This is a genomic window from Saccharopolyspora antiqui (genome assembly GCF_052246905.1).
In the GTDB taxonomy this organism is placed as follows: domain Bacteria; phylum Actinomycetota; class Actinomycetes; order Mycobacteriales; family Pseudonocardiaceae; genus Saccharopolyspora.
Genome location: NZ_JBQQBO010000001.1, coordinates 13,450 through 30,159 on the forward strand (window position 1 = coordinate 13,450; position 16,710 = coordinate 30,159).

Here is a 16,710-nt window from a genome sequence, read left to right on the forward strand (position 1 = left end):
TCCATGACCACAACGGATTTCGCGGTCCGCCGCGCGCCCAGTGCCGCGCCTGCCGACCAGCACCGGTCTCGCCAGACGCTGGCCAAGTGGGCGTTCCTGGTCCCGGCGATCGTCTACATCGCCGCGTTCTTCGGCTATCCGCTGGTGAACAACGTGGTGATGAGCTTCCAGCACTACACCGCCAGCACGTTCTGGACCGGCGAGTCGCCGTTCATCGGCTGGGCGAACTGGCGGGCGGTGTTCGGCGACGAGGTGTTCCGCCGGGCATTGATCAACACCGCGCTGTTCACCGCGGGATCGCTGCTGGGCCAGTTCACCATCGGTCTCGCGCTGGCGCTGTTCTTCCGGCGCCGGTTCCCGCTGGGCGGCCCGCTGCGGTCGTTGCTGCTGCTGCCGTGGCTGGTTCCGCTGGTCGCGGCGGGCACCGTGTGGCGGCAGCTGCTCGACCAGGAAGGCGGCGCCGTCAACGAGTTCCTGCACGGCGTGGGGGTGATCTCGCAGAACGTGCCGTGGCTGAGCAGTCCGCAGATCGCGCTGCTGTCGATCATCCTGGTCAACATCTGGATCGGCATCCCGTTCAACATGGTCATCCTCTACGGCGGCCTGCAGGAAATACCCGCCGACCTCTACGAGGCCGCGTCGATCGACGGCGCGGGGCGGTGGCGCACCTTCACCGCCATCACCTGGCCGATGCTGCGGCCCGTGGTCGCGGTGGTGCTGCTGCTCGGGTTCATCGCCACGGTCAAGGTCCTCGACATCATCCTGGTCCTCACCGGCGGCGGCCCGGCGAACTCGACCGAGTCGCTGAGCACCCAGGTGTACGTGAATTCCTTCCTCCAACTGGACTTCGGCCGCGGCGCGGTCATCGGCAACGTCCTGATGGGCGCCTGCCTGGTGTTCGCGGTGATCTACCTGCGGGCCAACCGGAACGCGGACGTGAGGTGACCCCCATGCGTTCCTCATCACTGGGACATACCGCGCTGGCGTTGGGCATTCTCGCGGTGCTGCTGTTCCCGCTGTACTGGATGCTCAACATCGCGCTGCAACCCGGCAAGAGCCTGACGGCGATCAGCCCGGTGCCGCTGGACGCCGGTCTCGGCGGATTCGCCGAAGCGCTGGGCACCCAGGGCGGGGCGATGCTCACCAGCTTCGCGGTCGCGATCGGCGCGACGGTGCTGTGCCTGGCGATCGCCGCGCCCGCCGCGTTCGCCCTCGCCCGGTTCCGGCTCCCCGGCGCCCGGGTAGTGCTGTTCGCGGCACTGGTGGCGCAGATGGTGCCGGACATCGTCATCGCCAACGCCGTCTACAACGCCTACGTCGACCTGCGCCTGGTCAACTCCTACCTGGGCCTGGTGCTGGCCGATGCGGCGCTGGGCATCCCGTTCGTCATGGTGCTGCTGCGGGCGTTCATGACGGGGCTGCCCGGCGAGGTGTTCGAGGCGGCGATGGTCGACGGCGCCAACCGCTTCCGCGTCTTCGTCTCGATAGCGCTGCCGATGAGCCGCAACGCCCTGATCACCGGCGGGTTGTTCGCGTTCCTGTTCGCCTGGAGCGACTTCCTGTTCGCGCTCACCCTCAACACCACCGACGACATCAAACCGATCACCTTGGGCATCTACGACTTCCTCGGCGTGGACCTGACGGACTGGAGCGCGGTGATGGCCACGTCCGTACTGGCGTCGGTTCCAGCGGCAGTACTGCTGGTCTTCGCCCAGCGCTACATAGCCGCCGGAATCAGCGGAGGATCTATCAAGTGACAGAACCTGTCTTTGAACTCGTTTTGCGTGGCGGTGCGGGTGGCGGAACCTCAGAGGTCTTCTCGTCTCCGGGATCCCCGACTCATGTATGTCCGACGCAGCGTCGTGGCTGTCCTCGCGAGAAGACCTCTGAGAACCCGCGGCGGTGCGAGTGCCGTAGGTGGGCTAAGCGGCTGACGCCGCTTGAAAAAACAGATCAAATTATGGAAGGAAATCACGGATGGGCGAGCAAGTGCTGCGGGTCACGGTGTGGAACGAGAACGTCCACGAGACAACCGAACCCGAGGTCGCCGAACGCTACCCGGAAGGCATCCACGGCGCGATCGCGCAGGGCCTCCTCGACGACCACGGCGACGGGATCCGGGTGCGCACCGCGACGCTCGCCGACCCGGAGCACGGCCTGACCGAGGACGTGTTGGCCAGTACCGATGTGCTGACCTGGTGGGGGCACAAAGCGCACCAGCAGGTCAGCGACGAGGTGGTCGACCGGGTGCAGCAGCACGTGCTGGCCGGGATGGGGCTGGTGGTCCTGCACTCCGGGCACCTGTCGAAGATCTTCCGCCGCCTGCTTGGCACCACCTGCAACCTGAACTGGCGCAGCGAGCAGGACCGCGAACTGGTGTGGACCGTCGACCCGACGCACCCGATCGCCCGCGGCGTGCCGCACCCGATCGTCATCGACCGCCAGGAGATGTACGGCGAGTTCTTCGACATCCCCGCACCGGACGAACTGATCTTCATCAGCTCGTTCACCGGTGGCGAGGTCTTCCGCTCCGGCTGCACGTTCCGGCGCGGGAACGGCAAGATCTTCTACTTCAGCCCCGGCGACCAGGCCTTCCCGGTCTACCACCACCCCGACGTCCGGCGCGTCATCGCCAACGGCGTCGCCTGGGCCGCGCCAGCCGGGCAACGCACCGTGCCGACGCTGCGGAACAGGCCCGTGGGGTGGTTCGAGTGACGGTGTTCCGCACCATCCCCGGCGCGGACCCGCTGCGCCTGGTCGTGGTCGGCGCCGGGCAGATGGGCCGGGCCTGGTTGCGGGCGATCGACCGCAGCCCGCTGGTCGAAACCGTCGGCGTGGTCGATCTCGACCTCGCCGCCGCCGAGGCTGCCGCGCCCCCGGGCGCGGTCGCGGGCACCTCGCTGTCCGAGGTGGTCGGTCGTTGCGCGGCCGACGCGGTCGTCAACGTCACCGTTCCGGCCGCGCACCTGCCCGTCACGCGGGAGGCCTTCGGATTGGGTCTGCCGGTGCTCGGCGAGAAACCGCTGGCTGCCGCGCTCCCGGAGGCGGTGGTGCTGGTGCGCGCCGCCGAAGCCGCTGGTGAGTTGTTCATGGTCAGCCAGAACCGCCGCCTGCACCCCGGGCTGTGGGAGCTCAAGCGGCAGGTGGCTGGCCTCGGCCGCGTCGGCGTGCTCACCCACGAGTTCTTCAAAGCGCCCCGGTTCGGTGGGTTCCGGGACGCGATGGATCACCCGCTGCTGCTGGACATGGCCATCCACAACTTCGACGCGGCCCGGTTCCTGCTCGACGCCGACCCGATCGCGGTCTACTGCGAGGAGTACAACCCCACCTGGAGCTGGTACGCGGGCGATGCCGCCACCACGGCGATCTTCGAGATGACCGGTGGGGTGCGGTTCATCTACACCGGCAGCTGGTGCAGTCCGGGGCTGGAAACCTCGTGGAACAGCGAGTGGCGGGTCAGCGCGGAGCACGGCGCGGCCCGCTGGGATGGCGCCGGGACCCCACAGGTCGAGAGCATCGACGGCCAGCCGACCGCGGGCACCACCGACTATCCGGGTGACGACCTGCTGGGGTCGTTGACGTTGTTCGTCCAGGCGTTGCGCACCGGGCAGCCGCCGATGACCGACTGCCGCGACAACCTGCGCAGCCTCGCGATGGTGCACGCGGCCATCGCCTCCGCCGCAAAGGGAAGCCGGGTGCAGGTCGCGGACGTCCTGAACGCGGCCGAAGCCGAAGCCGAAACCCTGAGCTGAGTGTCTGTTTTGGTCTTCGGCACTAATGTGGCGCTGGGCAGGAAGGGAGGAACGAGGTGTCCGAGGACAGGAAACCGGCGTTGAGCGTGGGGATGATCGGCTACGCCTTCATGGGCCGGGTGCATTCCCACGCGTGGCGCAGTGCGGGGCGGTTCTTCGACCTGCCGCTGGACGTGCGGATGTCCGTGCTGTGCGGGCGGGACGCGCAGGCGGCTGAAGCGGCGGCGCGGACCTTGGGCTGGTCGTCGGCGGAGACCGACTGGCGGCGCGTGGTGGACTCCGACGAGGTGCAGTTGGTCGACATCTGCACACCCGGCTCCAGCCATGCCGAGATCGCGATCGCCGCGCTGGCCGCCGGAAAGCACGTGCTCTGCGAGAAACCGCTGGCCAACACCGTCGAGGAGGCGCGCGAAATGGTGCGCGCCGCCCGCCAGGCGGCCGAGGCGGGAGCGCTTGCGATGGTCGGGTTCAACTACCGGCGGCTACCCGCCGCGACGCTGGCGCACCGACTGGTCGAGCAGGGGCGCATCGGGACCGTCCGGCACGTGCGCGCCCAGTACCTCCAGGACTTCATCACCGACCCGCGGTTCCCGCTGGTGTGGCGGTTGCGCCGGGATGAGGCCGGGTCCGGTGCGCTGGGCGACATCGGCGCGCACATCGTGGATCTCGCGCAGTTCATCACCGGTGAGACCATCAGTTCGGTGTCCGGGACGACCGAGACGTTCGTGCGGCAGCGTCCCCTGCCCGACGGCTCCGGCGAGGGCGAGGTGACCGTTGACGACGCAGCTGTCTTCCTGGCCCGGATGTCCGGCGGTGGCCTGGCGACGTTCGAGGCGACCAGGTTCGCCAGCGGCCGCAAGAACGCGTTGCGGATCGAGATCAACGGCTCCCGAGGCAGCCTGGCCTTCGATCTGGAGCGGCTCAACGAGCTGGAGTTCTACGACGCAACCGAGGACGCGGCCACCGCCGGGTTCCGGCGGATCCTGGTGACCGAACCCGATCACCCGTACCTCGAAGGCTGGTGGCCACCGGGGCACGGGCTCGGTTACGAGCACAGCTTCACGCACGAGGTCAAGGACCTGGTGGAGTCGCTGGCCACCGGAACCCAGCCGCGTCCGTCCTTTGTGGATGGTCTGCGGGTGCAGGTGGTGCTGGACGCGGTCGAGCGCAGTGCGCGGGCCGACGGCCAGTGGACGAGCATCCCCGCCGACTCCGACGAGCTGTGAACGACCACGCGCCGAGACGGCCGGACCGTCGCACGCACGAAGTTTGCTGACTGACCGAAGGAGATCACGAATGCCGAAACCGATCACGCTGTTCACCGGCCAGTTCGCGGACCTCCCGTTCGAGGAGATGTGCCGCCTGGCGGGGGAGTGGGGCTACGACGGCCTGGAGATCGCCTGTTCCGGAGACCACTTCGAGGTGGACCGGGCGCTGGCCGAGGACGACTACGTCCAGGGACGGCTGGACATCCTCGAAGCGCACGGGCTGAAGGTGTGGACGATCTCGAACCACCTGGTGGGCCAGGCGGTCTGCGACCACCCCATCGACGAGCGGCACCGCAACATCCTGCCCAGCCGCATCTGGGGCGACGGCGAACCCGAAGGCGTCCGCGAGCGTGCGGCGGAGGAGCTGAAGAACACCGCGCGCGCCGCAGCGAAGCTCGGGGTGTCCACAGTGGTGGGATTCACCGGCTCGTCCATCTGGCACACGGTGGCGATGTTCCCGCCCGTGCCGCCGGAGATGATCGACCGCGGCTACGCCGACTTCGCCGCGCGGTGGAACCCGATCCTGGACGTCTTCGACGAGGTCGGGGTGCGCTTCGCACACGAGGTGCACCCGAGCGAGATCGCCTACGACTACTGGACCACGCAACGCGCGCTGGAGGCCATCGGCCACCGCGAGGCCTTCGGGCTCAACTTCGACCCGAGCCACTTCATCTGGCAGGACCTGGACCCGGTCACGTTCCTCTGGGACTTCCGGGACCGGATCTACCACGTCGACTGCAAGGAGTCGGTGAAGCAGTTCAACGGGCGCAACGGGCGGTTGGGCTCGCACCTGCCGTGGGCGGACCCGAGGCGCGGCTGGGACTTCGTGTCCACCGGGCACGGCGACGTGCCGTGGGAGCCGATCTTCCGGATGCTCAACGCCATCGGCTACGAGGGCCCGATCTCGGTCGAGTGGGAGGACGCGGGCATGGACCGCCTGATCGGCGCACCCGACGCACTCGCGTTCGTCCGGCAACTCGTGGCCATCGAGCCGCCAACAGCGGCCTTCGACGCCGCGTTCTCCACGAACAAGTAGGTGCCGCAGGTACCGAGCCGATGACGTGACCCGTGGTTTCGGTGGCTGGCCGCGTAGCGGATCGAGTGGCTGTGCGGGAAGCGTGGGCGGGTGCGGTGGGGCAGACCTGGGCGATGCGTGCGGCCGGGCGGTGGTGGGCGCAATACCGTGCGCTGTTGGCTGGTCGGTCCTGCGGTGGCGGGTTCTTGGTGCCGAATCGGGGGGTTGCGGTGACTTTTCGGGTTCGAGCGCTGGTGCTGTCGGCGGTGCTGGTCGCTGTTCCGGTGGCTCCGGCGTCCGCGCAGGCACCGCCGGTGCCCGATCCGTCGAGCCTGTCCGCGTCCAGTTGCGTGCCAGCGGCCACCGAGGTGGTCGGCGAGCTGCCCTGGGCGCAGCGGTTCCTCGCGCCGCAGCTGGCGTGGTCGGTCACCAGGGGAGCAGGGCAGCTGGTGGCCGTGATCGACTCCGGTGTCGATGGCGCGGTACCGCAGCTGGTGGGCCGGGTGCTGCCGGGAGTCGATGTGGTTCGCGGGTCCGGCACCGCGGCCGACGACTGCGTGGGGCATGGCACGTTCGTGGCCGGAATCATCGCCGCACAGCAGGTTCCCGGTGTTGCCTTCAGCGGTGTCGCGCCTGCCGCGCGGATTCTGCCCATCCGGCAGACCAGCAGCGGGTCGGACGGTACCGCCGGGTCGATGGCGACCTCGATCCGCGTCGCGGTGGACTCCGGCGCGAAGGTGATCAACATTTCGGCGAGCGCCCAGTACGGCAGTGCCGAGCTGGCCGCGGCCGTGGACTACGCGGCCGCGCACGACGTGCTGATCGTGGCCGCCGCGTCCAATGCCGCCGCGCAGGGGAATCCCAAGGCGTACCCGGCGGCCTACCCGTCGGTGCTGGCGGTCGGAGCCATCGATGGGCAGGGCAACCGGGCGGAGTTCTCCGAGACCGGTAGCTACCTCTCGCTCGTCGCCCCCGGCGTGGACATCCTCAGCGTCGGACCGCGCGGGCCGGGGCACCTGGTCGGCGACGGCACCAGCTACGCGGCGCCGTTCGTGGCCGGGGCGGCGGCACTGGTCCGGGCGGCGTTCCCGGATCTGTCCGCGCCGCAGGTCAAGCACCGGCTGGAAGCCACCGCGAACCATCCCCCGGCGGCACTGCCCGATCCGCTGCTCGGGTGGGGCGTGGTGGACCCGTACGCCGCCGTCACCCGAGTGCTGCCCGAGGAGCACGGCCAGGTGGCGACCGCTGGCGGGCCCGTGGTGGTACCGGCGGCCGCGCCACCGGCAGGGCCGCCGCCCGCTGGTGTCGCGGCGCTGGTAGTGGGTGCCGCCGCCGTGCTGGCGGTGCTGGCGATCGGCGCGGCGGCCGTGGTGGTACCGGCCGGACGTCGGCGCAGGTGGCGCCCGGCCGAGGCGAAATCCACCGTGGACGGTCTGGGACGAGCACCGCAGGCGTGATCGCGTGCCGACGCGGTTCGGTGCTGGTCGGATATCGCCATCGGGCTCGCCTTCAATTGTCCATAGTGGATCCGAACGTCGTGGTCAAGTGCGAAAACGCCCACCAGGGGCGATCGCGGTGCGGGCCGGTGATCACGCGGCGGGCGGCGCGGGAACAGTTGGCGGGTCCGTTGGGGAACACCTGGGCGTCGGCGCTTGTCCGCACAGGTGATCCGGTCCACCGTTCATGGCGTGAGCACGGTGGTGATCAGTCGACCGCCTCGGCAGCACGGTCCCGAGCGTCCCCAAGGCGAGTTGGAGCTGCCCGAACCACCGGCGCTGCCGGAGATGACGGGCGCCGACGTGGTGTCGACGATGAGCGCCCTGCCGATGCTGCTGGGCTCCGGCGCGATGGTCCTGATGTTCGCCAGCCCCAACGCCGGGCCGCTGGTCTACCTCGGTGCCGGACTCATGGGGCTCTCCTCGATCGGCATGCTGGTGGCGCAGCTGAGCCGAACCGCCATCGAACGCAAACGGCGGCTGCACGGCGAACGCCGCGACTACCTGCGCTACCTCGCGCAGGCCCGGACGAAGGTGCGCACGGCGATGACCGCGCAGCGGGCCGCCATCGTCTGGGACCACCCGCAGCCGCAACAGCTCCGCTGGCTGGCGATGGGCCCGAGGGTGTGGGAACGGCGCAGTTCCCACCAGGATTTCGCCGAGGTGCGCATCGCCGTCGGCCGCCGCCGGGCCGCCTTCCGGGTGCGGCCCCCGCAGACCAAACCGGTCGAGGACCTGGAGCCGCTGTGCGCGGTGGCGCTGCGCCGATTCATCCAAGCCGCGTCGGCGGTTTCGGACACGCCCGCGGTGGTGTACCTGCGCGGGTTGCCGCTGTTGTCCTTCAGCGGAGACCGGCACGTGGCGCGCGGCATGGTGCGGGCCCTGTTGGCGCAGCTGGTGACCTTCCACGCACCCGATGACGTGCGGATCGGTTTCCTGACCGGCGGGGCCGAATCGGCGCACTGGAGGTGGGCCAAGTGGCTGCCGCACAACGCGCACCAGTCCGAAGTGGACGCCGCTGGAGCCGTTCGGCTGTTCGCCGACGAGCACGACGACCTGCTGCGGCTGCTCGGCCCGGGTTTCGCCGCGCGTCCCGCCTTCGACGGCGATGCGCGGCCCGGACCGGCGGAGCCGCTGTTGGTGATCGTGGTCGACGGTGTCGAGCTGCCGCCCGGTTCCCGGCTGACCAGCGGGGTGCGCAACACGGTGGTGCTGGATCTGACCGCCGAGCACGAACATCCGGTGCTGGCCGTGACCGCCGAGCAGGTGCGGCTGCGCCGAGGCGACTCGACCGAGCTGGTCGGCAGGCCCGACCAGCTCGACGAGGCTGACTGCGAACTGCTGGCCCGACAGCTGGCGCCGCTGCGCCTGGGCGGCGCGGTGGACACCTCCGAGCCGCTGACCACCGACTTCGACCTGGTTGCCTTGCTGGGAATCGGAGATCCGCGCGGCTTCGACGTAGCCGCGACCTGGCGCGAGCGGACCCGGTGGGGCGCGTTGCGGGTGCCGATCGGCATCGGTGAGACCGGCGAGGTCGTCGAGCTGGACATCAAGGAGTCGGCGCAGGGCGGCATGGGGCCGCACGGCGTGCTCATCGGCGCCACCGGCTCGGGCAAGTCCGAACTGCTGCGCACCCTGGTCATCGCGTTGGCCACCACGCATTCCCCGGAGAAGCTGAACTTCGTGCTGGTCGACTTCAAGGGCGGCGCGACGTTCCTCGGCATGGACGCGCTGCCGCACGTCTCGGCGGTCATCACCAACCTGGCCGACGAGCTGAGCATGGTCGACCGGATGCAGGACTCGCTGCACGGCGAACTGATCCGCCGCCAGGAGCTGCTGCGCAGGCAGGGCTACAGCTCGCTGCTGGAATACGAGAAGGCGCGGGCGAAGGGCGCCGTGCTCGACCCGCTGCCGACCTTGCTCGTGGTCGTGGACGAGTTCTCCGAACTGCTGGCGAACAAACCGGAGTTCATGGAGCTGTTCGTGATGATCGGGCGGCTCGGCCGAAGTCTCGGGGTGCACCTGCTGCTGGCCTCGCAACGCCTGGACGAGGGGCGCATCCACCAGGTCGAATCGCACCTGTCGTACCGGATCGCGCTGCGGACCTTCTCGGCGATGGAATCCCGCAGCGTGATCGGCGTCAGCGACGCCTACGAGTTGCCCGCCGCGCCGGGCAACGGCTACCTCAAGGTCGACACCAACACGCTGCTGCGGTTCAAGGCCGGTTACGTGGCGGGCCCGTGCCCGGTGGCCGCCACCGATTCGGCGCCCCGGCCGAGCGCGGCGGATGAGATCGTGCCGTTCGGCACCGGATATCTCGCCCCGCGCGCCGCGGTGGTCCCGCCACCGGCCGTCGAGGACGACGACCGCGCGGACGACGACACCGAAACCCTGCTGGACGTGCTGCTGGCGCGGCTGCGCGGGCAGGGACCGGTGGCGCGCCGGGTGTGGCTGCCGCCGCTGTCGGTGGCCCCGAGCCTCGACGAGCTGTTGCCGACCATCGAACCCGATGCCGCGCGCGGGCTGACCGCGACGCAGTGGTCCGGCAGCGGCGCCTTGCGGATCCCGGTCGGCATCGTGGACAAACCCTTCGAGCAGGCCCGCGAAGTGCTGATCGCCGATTTCAGCGGTGCGGCTGGGAATGCCGCCATCGTCGGTGCCCCGCAGTCGGGCAAGTCGACCCTGCTGCGGTCGTTGGTCACCGCGCTGGCCGTCACCCACACCGCGGCCGAAGTGCAGTGCTACTGCCTGGACTTCGGCGGCGGCACGCTCGCCGGTCTGGCCGGACTGCCGCACGTCGGGTCGGTGGCGACCCGGTTGGACCGGGAACGCGTCAAACGCACCATCGCCGAGCTGACCGGGCTGCTGGAACGCCGGGAGCAGACCTTCGGCCCGCACGGCATCGATTCGATGGCCAGGTATCGCCGGATGCGCGCGGGTGGTGCGGTCGACGATCCGCACGGCGATGTTTTCCTGCTGGTGGACGGCTGGTTCACGCTGCGCCAGGACTTCGAGGAACTGGAGGCGGCGGTGGCCGAGCTGGCCACCCGCGGGCTCGGCTACGGCATCCACGTGGTGATCACCGCCTCCCGGTGGTCGGAGATCCGCCCGTGGCTGCGCGATCTGCTGGGGACCCGGTTCGAACTCAAGCTCGGCGACCCGCTCGAATCGGAGATCGGCAGCCGCATGGCCACCGGGGTGCCCGCGCAGCCCGGCCGCGGTTTGACCAGGGAAGGCAAGCATTTCCTGGCCGCGCTGCCCAGGATCGACGGGGCAGCGGACACCGACGACCTGGCGGCGGCGATCAAGGTGCAAAGCGAGGAGATCGCCGACTTCTGGGCCGGTCCCCCCGCACCGCCGGTGCGCATGCTGCCGCTGCGACTCGCGGCGGCGGAACTGCCCGCCGCGAGCGGCGATGTGACGGTGGCGCTCGGGCTGGGCGAAGCGCGGTTGGAACCGGTTCGGCACGACTTCGACCAGACCCCGCACCTGATGGTCTTCGGCGACGCCGAGACCGGCAAGACCAACCTGCTGCGGCTGATCGCCCGCGCGATCGTCCAGCGCTACTCGCCGGAGGAGGCCAGGGTGCTGGTCGCCGATCCGCGCCGCGGCCTGCAGGCCGCGATTCCCGAGGCGTACCGGATCGGATACGCGGTGAACACCGAGGCATTGGCGGAGTTGGCCGCTGGCGCGGCGGTCTCGATGCAGAAGCGGTTGCCAGGCCCCGACATCACCCCGGACCGGTTGCGCAACCGCGACTGGTGGAGCGGGCCGAGGCTGTTCCTGCTCATCGACGACTACGACCTGGTCGGCGGCGGGCTCGCCGGTCCGCTGGACCCGCTGCTGCCGCTGCTGTCGCAGGGCTGCGACATCGCGATGAACCTGGTGATCGCGCGCTCCAGCTCGGGCGCGATGCGGGCCATGATGGATCCGCTGCTGCGGCGGTTGTGGGAGCTCGGCACGCCCGGTCTGCTGCTGTCCTTTCCCAAGGAGGAAGGCAAATTCCTCGGCGAAGCGCCGCCTGCGCAGCTCCCGCCGGGGCGCGCGCAGCTGGTCACCCGGCGCAGCGTTCAACTCGTGCAGACCGCCCTGGTCGAGCCGTCGACGGAGGATGGTGGAATCCGATGAGCAATGCGTCCGTGGCTGACCTGTGCCGGTTGACGGTCGTGGCACCGCACGGCCGGGCCGATTTCGCGATCCCCAACGGGGTGGCCATCGGTGCCCTGCTGCCGGTGCTGGTCAAGCAGAACGATCCGATGCTGCACGAGGCGACCGGCAGCACCGGGCGCTGGGTGCTGCAACGGCTCGGTGAAGCACCGCTGGACGATCGCGGCACGCCCAGCACGCTCGGCCTGCGCGACGGAGACACCCTTTACCTGCGGGCGAAAGGGGTCGAACTGCCGCCGATCGACTTCGACGACGTGGTCGACGGCGTGGGCACCGCGATCCAGCAGCGCCGGGACCACTGGCGAGCGCCGTTGACCAGACTGGCGTTCCGGCTGTTCGGCGGCAGCGGCATGCTCGTGGTCTTCCTCGGCTTGCTGCAGCCCGGCCCGCTGCTGCCGCGCGCCATCATCTCGCTGGTGTTCGCCGCGCTGCTGGTGGCCGCCAGCGGGGCGTGCTCACGGGCCTTCGGTGCCGCGGACCTGGCCGTGGTGCTCGGCCTGGCCGCCCTGCCCTTCGCGGGAGCGTCGGGATTCCTGTTCCCGGGCGCCATCGTCGAGCTGGTCGCGGGGCCAGGTGCGAACCAGGCGATGATCGGCGCGAGCGTGCTCGCCGCCGGTGCCGTCGGCTGCGCTTTCGCGCTGGGCGTCATGTTCCTGGTGGCGGTGTCCCGGCCGGTGTTCCTGGCGGCGACCGCGAGTCTCGCGGCAGTCGTGCTCGCCGGGCTGCTGGCGGTGCTGACACCGCTCGGTGGTTTTCAGGTCGCCGCCGTCCTGGCCGTGCTCGCCTACCTGCTGAGCGCCCTGGGGCCGCGGGTGGCGGCGCGGCTCGCCCGGGTACGCCTGCCGCAGCTGCCCGCGCGGGCCCGCGATCTCGGCGACGACGTCGAACCGCTGCCCGGCCAAGTCGTGATCGCCAAAGCGCACGCGGCCGGTGACTACCTGGCGGCGCTGCTGATCGCCGCGGGTGCGGTGAGCGCGGGCAGCGTGATCGTGCTGTCGACCGGCGCCCACTGGGATGCCACCGTGCTGCTGGGGGTGCTCGGGGCCGCGTTCTTGTTGCGCGGTCGAGCGTTGACCAGCGTCTGGCAGCGCGTGAGCGTGCTGGTACCGGGTGCGGTGGCGTTGGCCGCGCTGACCGTGTCGTGGTCGGCGCGGCTGCCGATGTCGGGGCGGCTGGTCCTGCTGGCGGCGGTTTGGTTGATCGGCGGGGCGCTGGGCATCGTCGCCGGGCGGATCGCGGCGCGCCGACTGCTGCCGATCTGGGGCCGGCTGGCCGACATCGGCGAAACGCTGCTGACGGTGGCGATGCTGCCGCTGCTGGGCAGCGTCGTGGAACTGTTCGCCTGGGCCCGCGCGCTGGCCGGTTGAGGGCGGGGAGTCGAAGTGCAGAACAAGCGGGACCAGCTCCACGCCTACCAGTTCATGGTCGAACGGCTCACCTGCGCGTTGGTGCACGGCGATCCGGATAGCGCGGAAACCCCGCTGCGCCGTTCCCGGGTGGCGGGCCTGTTCGGGCTGCTGTGCCTGGTGCTGGGTGTGCTCGGCTGCGCCGTGTACGGGCTGATTTCGCCCGGCGGCAACACCTCGTGGCGGCAGGACGGGGCGATCGTGGTGGCCAAGGAGACCGGCAGCCGCTACATCTACCTCGGCGGCTCGCTGCGCCCGGTGCTCAACCACACCTCGGCGCTGCTGGCGGCCAGCGGCCCGGCGGGGCTGCGCACCGTGTCGGAATCGTCCCTGGCGGGTGTGCCGCACGAGCTGCCGGTGGGCATTCCCAACGCGCCGGAGGCGCTGCCGCAGGTCGACCGGCTGGCCGCCGGGGCGCGGTGGCTGGTTTGCGCGGCATCCGAACCGCAGCCGGACGGCACCGAGAAACCGCGCGTGGTGGTGGATCTCGACGACCGCACTGCGGTCGAACCGGTCGCCGCCGGGCGCGGGGTGCTGGTCGGCACCGCCGATGGCGCGTTGTTCCTCGTCGTGGGCGACCAGCGGTTCCCGGTGCCGGACCGGACGGCGCTGGTGGCCCTGGGATTCGCGACCGTCGAGCCGCTCCCGGTGGATCCGAGCTGGCTCAACGCCCTGCGGCTGGGACCTCGCCTGGTGCCGAGGCAGCTCGACGGCATGGGAACGCCGACCGATGTGCTACCCGGCTTCGTCGGGCAGCTGTTCAGCGTGGGCGACCAGCTCTACGTGCTGGGGCACGATGGTCTGCTGCCGATCAGCGCGACCGAGGCAGCGCTGATGACGGCCGAGGCCGACTATCCGCTTCCGCCCGCGCCGAAGCCGATGTCGGCCGGTCAGGTGGCGAAGGCGCTGGCGCCGCCCGAACAGGTCGGCCAGCCGGGGTATCCGGCGACGCCGCCGGTGGCGGTGCCAGGCCTGACCGCGACCGGCGACCGGGTGCTGTGCGCGCGGGAACAACTGGGCCGGGGACGACCCGCGGTCGCCGATCTCGTCACGGTGTCCCGCGCCGACCTGCCGCAGCGCGCGGTCGACGTGCCGCCGGGCGGTGGGGCACTGGTGGTGGGGACCGCTTCGTCCGGGGTCGCGACTGCGGCGACCTTCCTGATCACCGACCTGGGCGTGAAGTACCCGGTTCCGTCGGCGGCGGTGGTTTCCGCACTCGGCTTCGGCGGGGTGGCACCGATCCAGGTCGACATGACCCTGCTGACGTTCATCCCGACGGGACCGGCCCTGGATCCCACCGCCGCGCGCACGGAATGGACGGGACGGCCGTGATCGAGGTCCAACGCGCACACCGCATGCCGGAGCTCCGCTGGCGGGGTTCGACGCTGCTGGTGACCTGGCTCGGAGACACCAGCCGTCCGGCGGTGGACGTCGCGGCGATCCCGGCCGATGCCGGACGACCGGTCGTCGTGGTGCATCCGCGGCACGACGAGCAGCTGTGGGAGGCGGCGGCGGGCGCCCTCGTCCAGAAGCAACCCGTGTGCCTCGCGGTGCCGGGCTGCGGCGACCGCGCGCGCTGGCTGGCCGACCGGCTGCGCGCCGAAGTCGTGGCCCCGGAAGGCGACCTGGCGGCGACCGCTGGCGTGCTGTTCGCGGGAAGGCGGTGGTGGCGCTTCCGGCCGCGCCGCGATCCGGTGCCCGGCGGGCGCCGTTTTCCCGAACCCAGCTGGGAAACCGAGCTGCCCGCGTTGGCGGTGGGTTGCCGCGTCGATGTGGTTCCGGCTGGATTCTGGCTGCACAACGGGGATTGTGCGGCCAGGCACGCCGCGACGGTGCACGCGATGCCCTGCCGGGCCGGTGAGCTGACCGTGGTGGTCGGCTCGCCCGACACGTCCCTGGTGCCGTTGCAGGACATCCGGGCCCTGCTCGCCGCGCTGCCTGCTGAGGTGCGCGCCGCCGTTCGGCTGGCTGGATTCGGGCCGCGCCACGGTGTCGTACCACTCGGCCAACTCGTCGCCGATGCCCTCGAAGAGCCGGTCACCGCCCACTGCGGGCTCCCGCTGGCGGCGGTGACCAAAGTGGATGGTGCTGGTCGGCCGACCTGGCGGCCGTTCAGCACCGCGGTGACCTACCGGCCGAGGTACATCCTCGGCGGCGACGCGCCGTCGGTGGCCCACGGCCGTCCACCGGTGCCCGGCCTGCCCGGAGCGGGACCGGGATGCTACCGGCTGTCCGACTCCATCGTCGTCGAGCTGGTGCAGTCCGGGCTGTGGCTGCGCGATGCCGTCGCCCCGGAATGCGCCGAGCTGGTGCGGAAACTGCCCGACGACGACGCAGCGCCGACGCTGACGGTCGGGGTGCCGGGGCAGGAGATGCCGATCCGGCTGGTGGCAGCCGCCCGCGAGCTGATCGCCCGACTGGACCCGGCCGATCGCGCCCGGCTGCGCATACCGGTCGAACTCCGGTCGGCCGAACCCGTCGCCCCGCCGCCCGCGCCGGTTCGACCGAAAGCCGCGCCGGTGGCCGTCGAATCCGTTGCGACGGTGGGCGGAAACACCTCGGTGGGCCGCGAAACCGAGCGACCGGCGGCCGGTTCGGTCGATCCCGCGCATCGCAGCACCCAGCAGGAACGCGTCTGGCTGCGGCAGAGCCTCGGCGAGCAGTACGACGGATATGCCGCCGACGTCCAGCGGCTGGTGGCGGAACTGCCCGGCCTGCGGGCAGGTCCGGACGAGCCCCTCGACGCGGTGGTCACCGACCTGGTCGCCGTGCTGGTGTACCTGTCGAGCTCGGAACCCAAGGCCGATCACGCCCTGCGGGCGGGTGAGCTGGGCCGGTTGGCGCCGTTCGTGGGCTGCGTCGTGTCGGGCCTGCGCAGACTGCCCTCCTACCGTGGCGCGGCCTGGTCGGGTGGCACCGTCGATGCCGCCCAGCAGGGCCGCTACCGGGGTTGCGCCCTGCTGCACGAGCCGACCTTCCTCAACGCCGTGCTGGACAGCCACGGCGAACTGCCCGGCGGCACCGAGTTCCTGGTGTGGTCGACGACCGGCCGCCGGGTCGGCGCGATCGCCCCGGACGTCGGCGCGGGGCGGGTGGTCTTCCTGCCCAACAGCACGTTCAAGGTGCTCGCCGCGGATTCGACCGGCGGCGCGCTCCGACGCGTCCTGCTGCGGGAGGTGCTGCCCGCCGAAACCAACCGGTCGACGGTGACCGACCGCGACCGCGCGGTGCTGGTCCGGCTCCGCGACCTGGCGTCCGAACGCGATTCGGTACCCGCGACCCAACGCGTCCCGACACCCGCCCAGGTCTTCCTCAACCAGCCGATCGGCCTGAGTGCCTTTCATTGAACTCGCCTTGCGTGGCGGTGCGGGCGGCGAACCCCCCCGATTTCGCGCGAAATCGCCCACCCCACCCGGGGCGGTCGGCCCGACACAACCACTCCAGAAACACGCTGTCAGACACCGTCTCGACTCCGGGAGTCCGATACACCACGTCGGGGCAGGCCTCGCGGAGAACGCGGTGGGCAGAGTTTGAGAACGCGGCGGTGCGAGTTGCGGCCAAGCGGCTCCGCCGCTTCGAAAAGCAAGATCAAAGACGGACTTTGAG

The 16,710-nt window shown here is 70.8% G+C and carries 11 protein-coding genes; all 11 read left to right on the forward strand.

Going from position 1 to position 16,710, the window contains the following annotated elements:
* Positions 1–3 precede the first annotated feature (3 nt).
* Positions 4–945 (forward strand): carbohydrate ABC transporter permease, encoded by a 942-nt coding sequence (locus ACTWQN_RS00075; protein ID WP_443201174.1) that lies wholly within the window; start codon positions 4–6, stop codon positions 943–945.
* 5 nt (positions 946–950) lie between these two features.
* Positions 951–1,757 (forward strand): carbohydrate ABC transporter permease, encoded by an 807-nt coding sequence (locus tag ACTWQN_RS00080; protein WP_443201175.1) that lies wholly within the window; start codon positions 951–953, stop codon positions 1,755–1,757.
* A 220-nt stretch (positions 1,758–1,977) separates the two neighbouring features.
* On the forward strand, positions 1,978–2,715 hold the full coding sequence (locus ACTWQN_RS00085; protein ID WP_443201176.1) for a ThuA domain-containing protein: 738 nt from the start codon (positions 1,978–1,980) through the stop codon (positions 2,713–2,715).
* Positions 2,712–3,752, forward strand: a complete 1,041-nt coding sequence (locus ACTWQN_RS00090) for a Gfo/Idh/MocA family protein (protein WP_443201177.1) — start codon at positions 2,712–2,714, stop codon at positions 3,750–3,752. Before ACTWQN_RS00085 ends, ACTWQN_RS00090 begins: the two co-directional genes overlap by 4 nt.
* Before the next feature lie 92 nt (positions 3,753–3,844).
* Entirely contained in the window at positions 3,845–4,978 is a 1,134-nt protein-coding gene (locus ACTWQN_RS00095; protein WP_443201997.1) for a Gfo/Idh/MocA family protein, read from the forward strand.
* A 70-nt stretch (positions 4,979–5,048) separates the two neighbouring features.
* On the forward strand, positions 5,049–6,056 hold the full coding sequence (locus tag ACTWQN_RS00100; RefSeq protein ID WP_443201178.1) for a sugar phosphate isomerase/epimerase family protein: 1,008 nt from the start codon (positions 5,049–5,051) through the stop codon (positions 6,054–6,056).
* 209 nt (positions 6,057–6,265) lie between these two features.
* Positions 6,266–7,492, forward strand: coding sequence for a type VII secretion-associated serine protease mycosin (gene mycP, locus ACTWQN_RS00105; RefSeq protein WP_443201179.1), 1,227 nt, complete (start codon positions 6,266–6,268; stop codon positions 7,490–7,492).
* 231 nt (positions 7,493–7,723) lie between these two features.
* On the forward strand, positions 7,724–11,659 hold the full coding sequence (gene eccCa / locus ACTWQN_RS00110) for a type VII secretion protein EccCa (RefSeq protein WP_443201180.1): 3,936 nt from the start codon (positions 7,724–7,726) through the stop codon (positions 11,657–11,659).
* On the forward strand, positions 11,656–13,065 hold the full coding sequence (gene eccD / locus ACTWQN_RS00115; RefSeq protein ID WP_443201181.1) for a type VII secretion integral membrane protein EccD: 1,410 nt from the start codon (positions 11,656–11,658) through the stop codon (positions 13,063–13,065). The genes eccCa and eccD overlap by 4 nt, the downstream gene beginning before the upstream one ends.
* Before the next feature lie 15 nt (positions 13,066–13,080).
* Complete coding sequence (eccB, locus tag ACTWQN_RS00120) at positions 13,081–14,436, forward strand: type VII secretion protein EccB (RefSeq protein ID WP_443201182.1); 1,356 nt, start codon at positions 13,081–13,083, stop codon at positions 14,434–14,436.
* A complete protein-coding gene (locus ACTWQN_RS00125) occupies positions 14,433–16,451 on the forward strand; it encodes a hypothetical protein (RefSeq protein ID WP_443201183.1) in 2,019 nt (672 codons plus the stop codon). The genes eccB and ACTWQN_RS00125 overlap by 4 nt, the downstream gene beginning before the upstream one ends.
* The last annotated feature ends 259 nt before the right edge of the window (positions 16,452–16,710 follow it).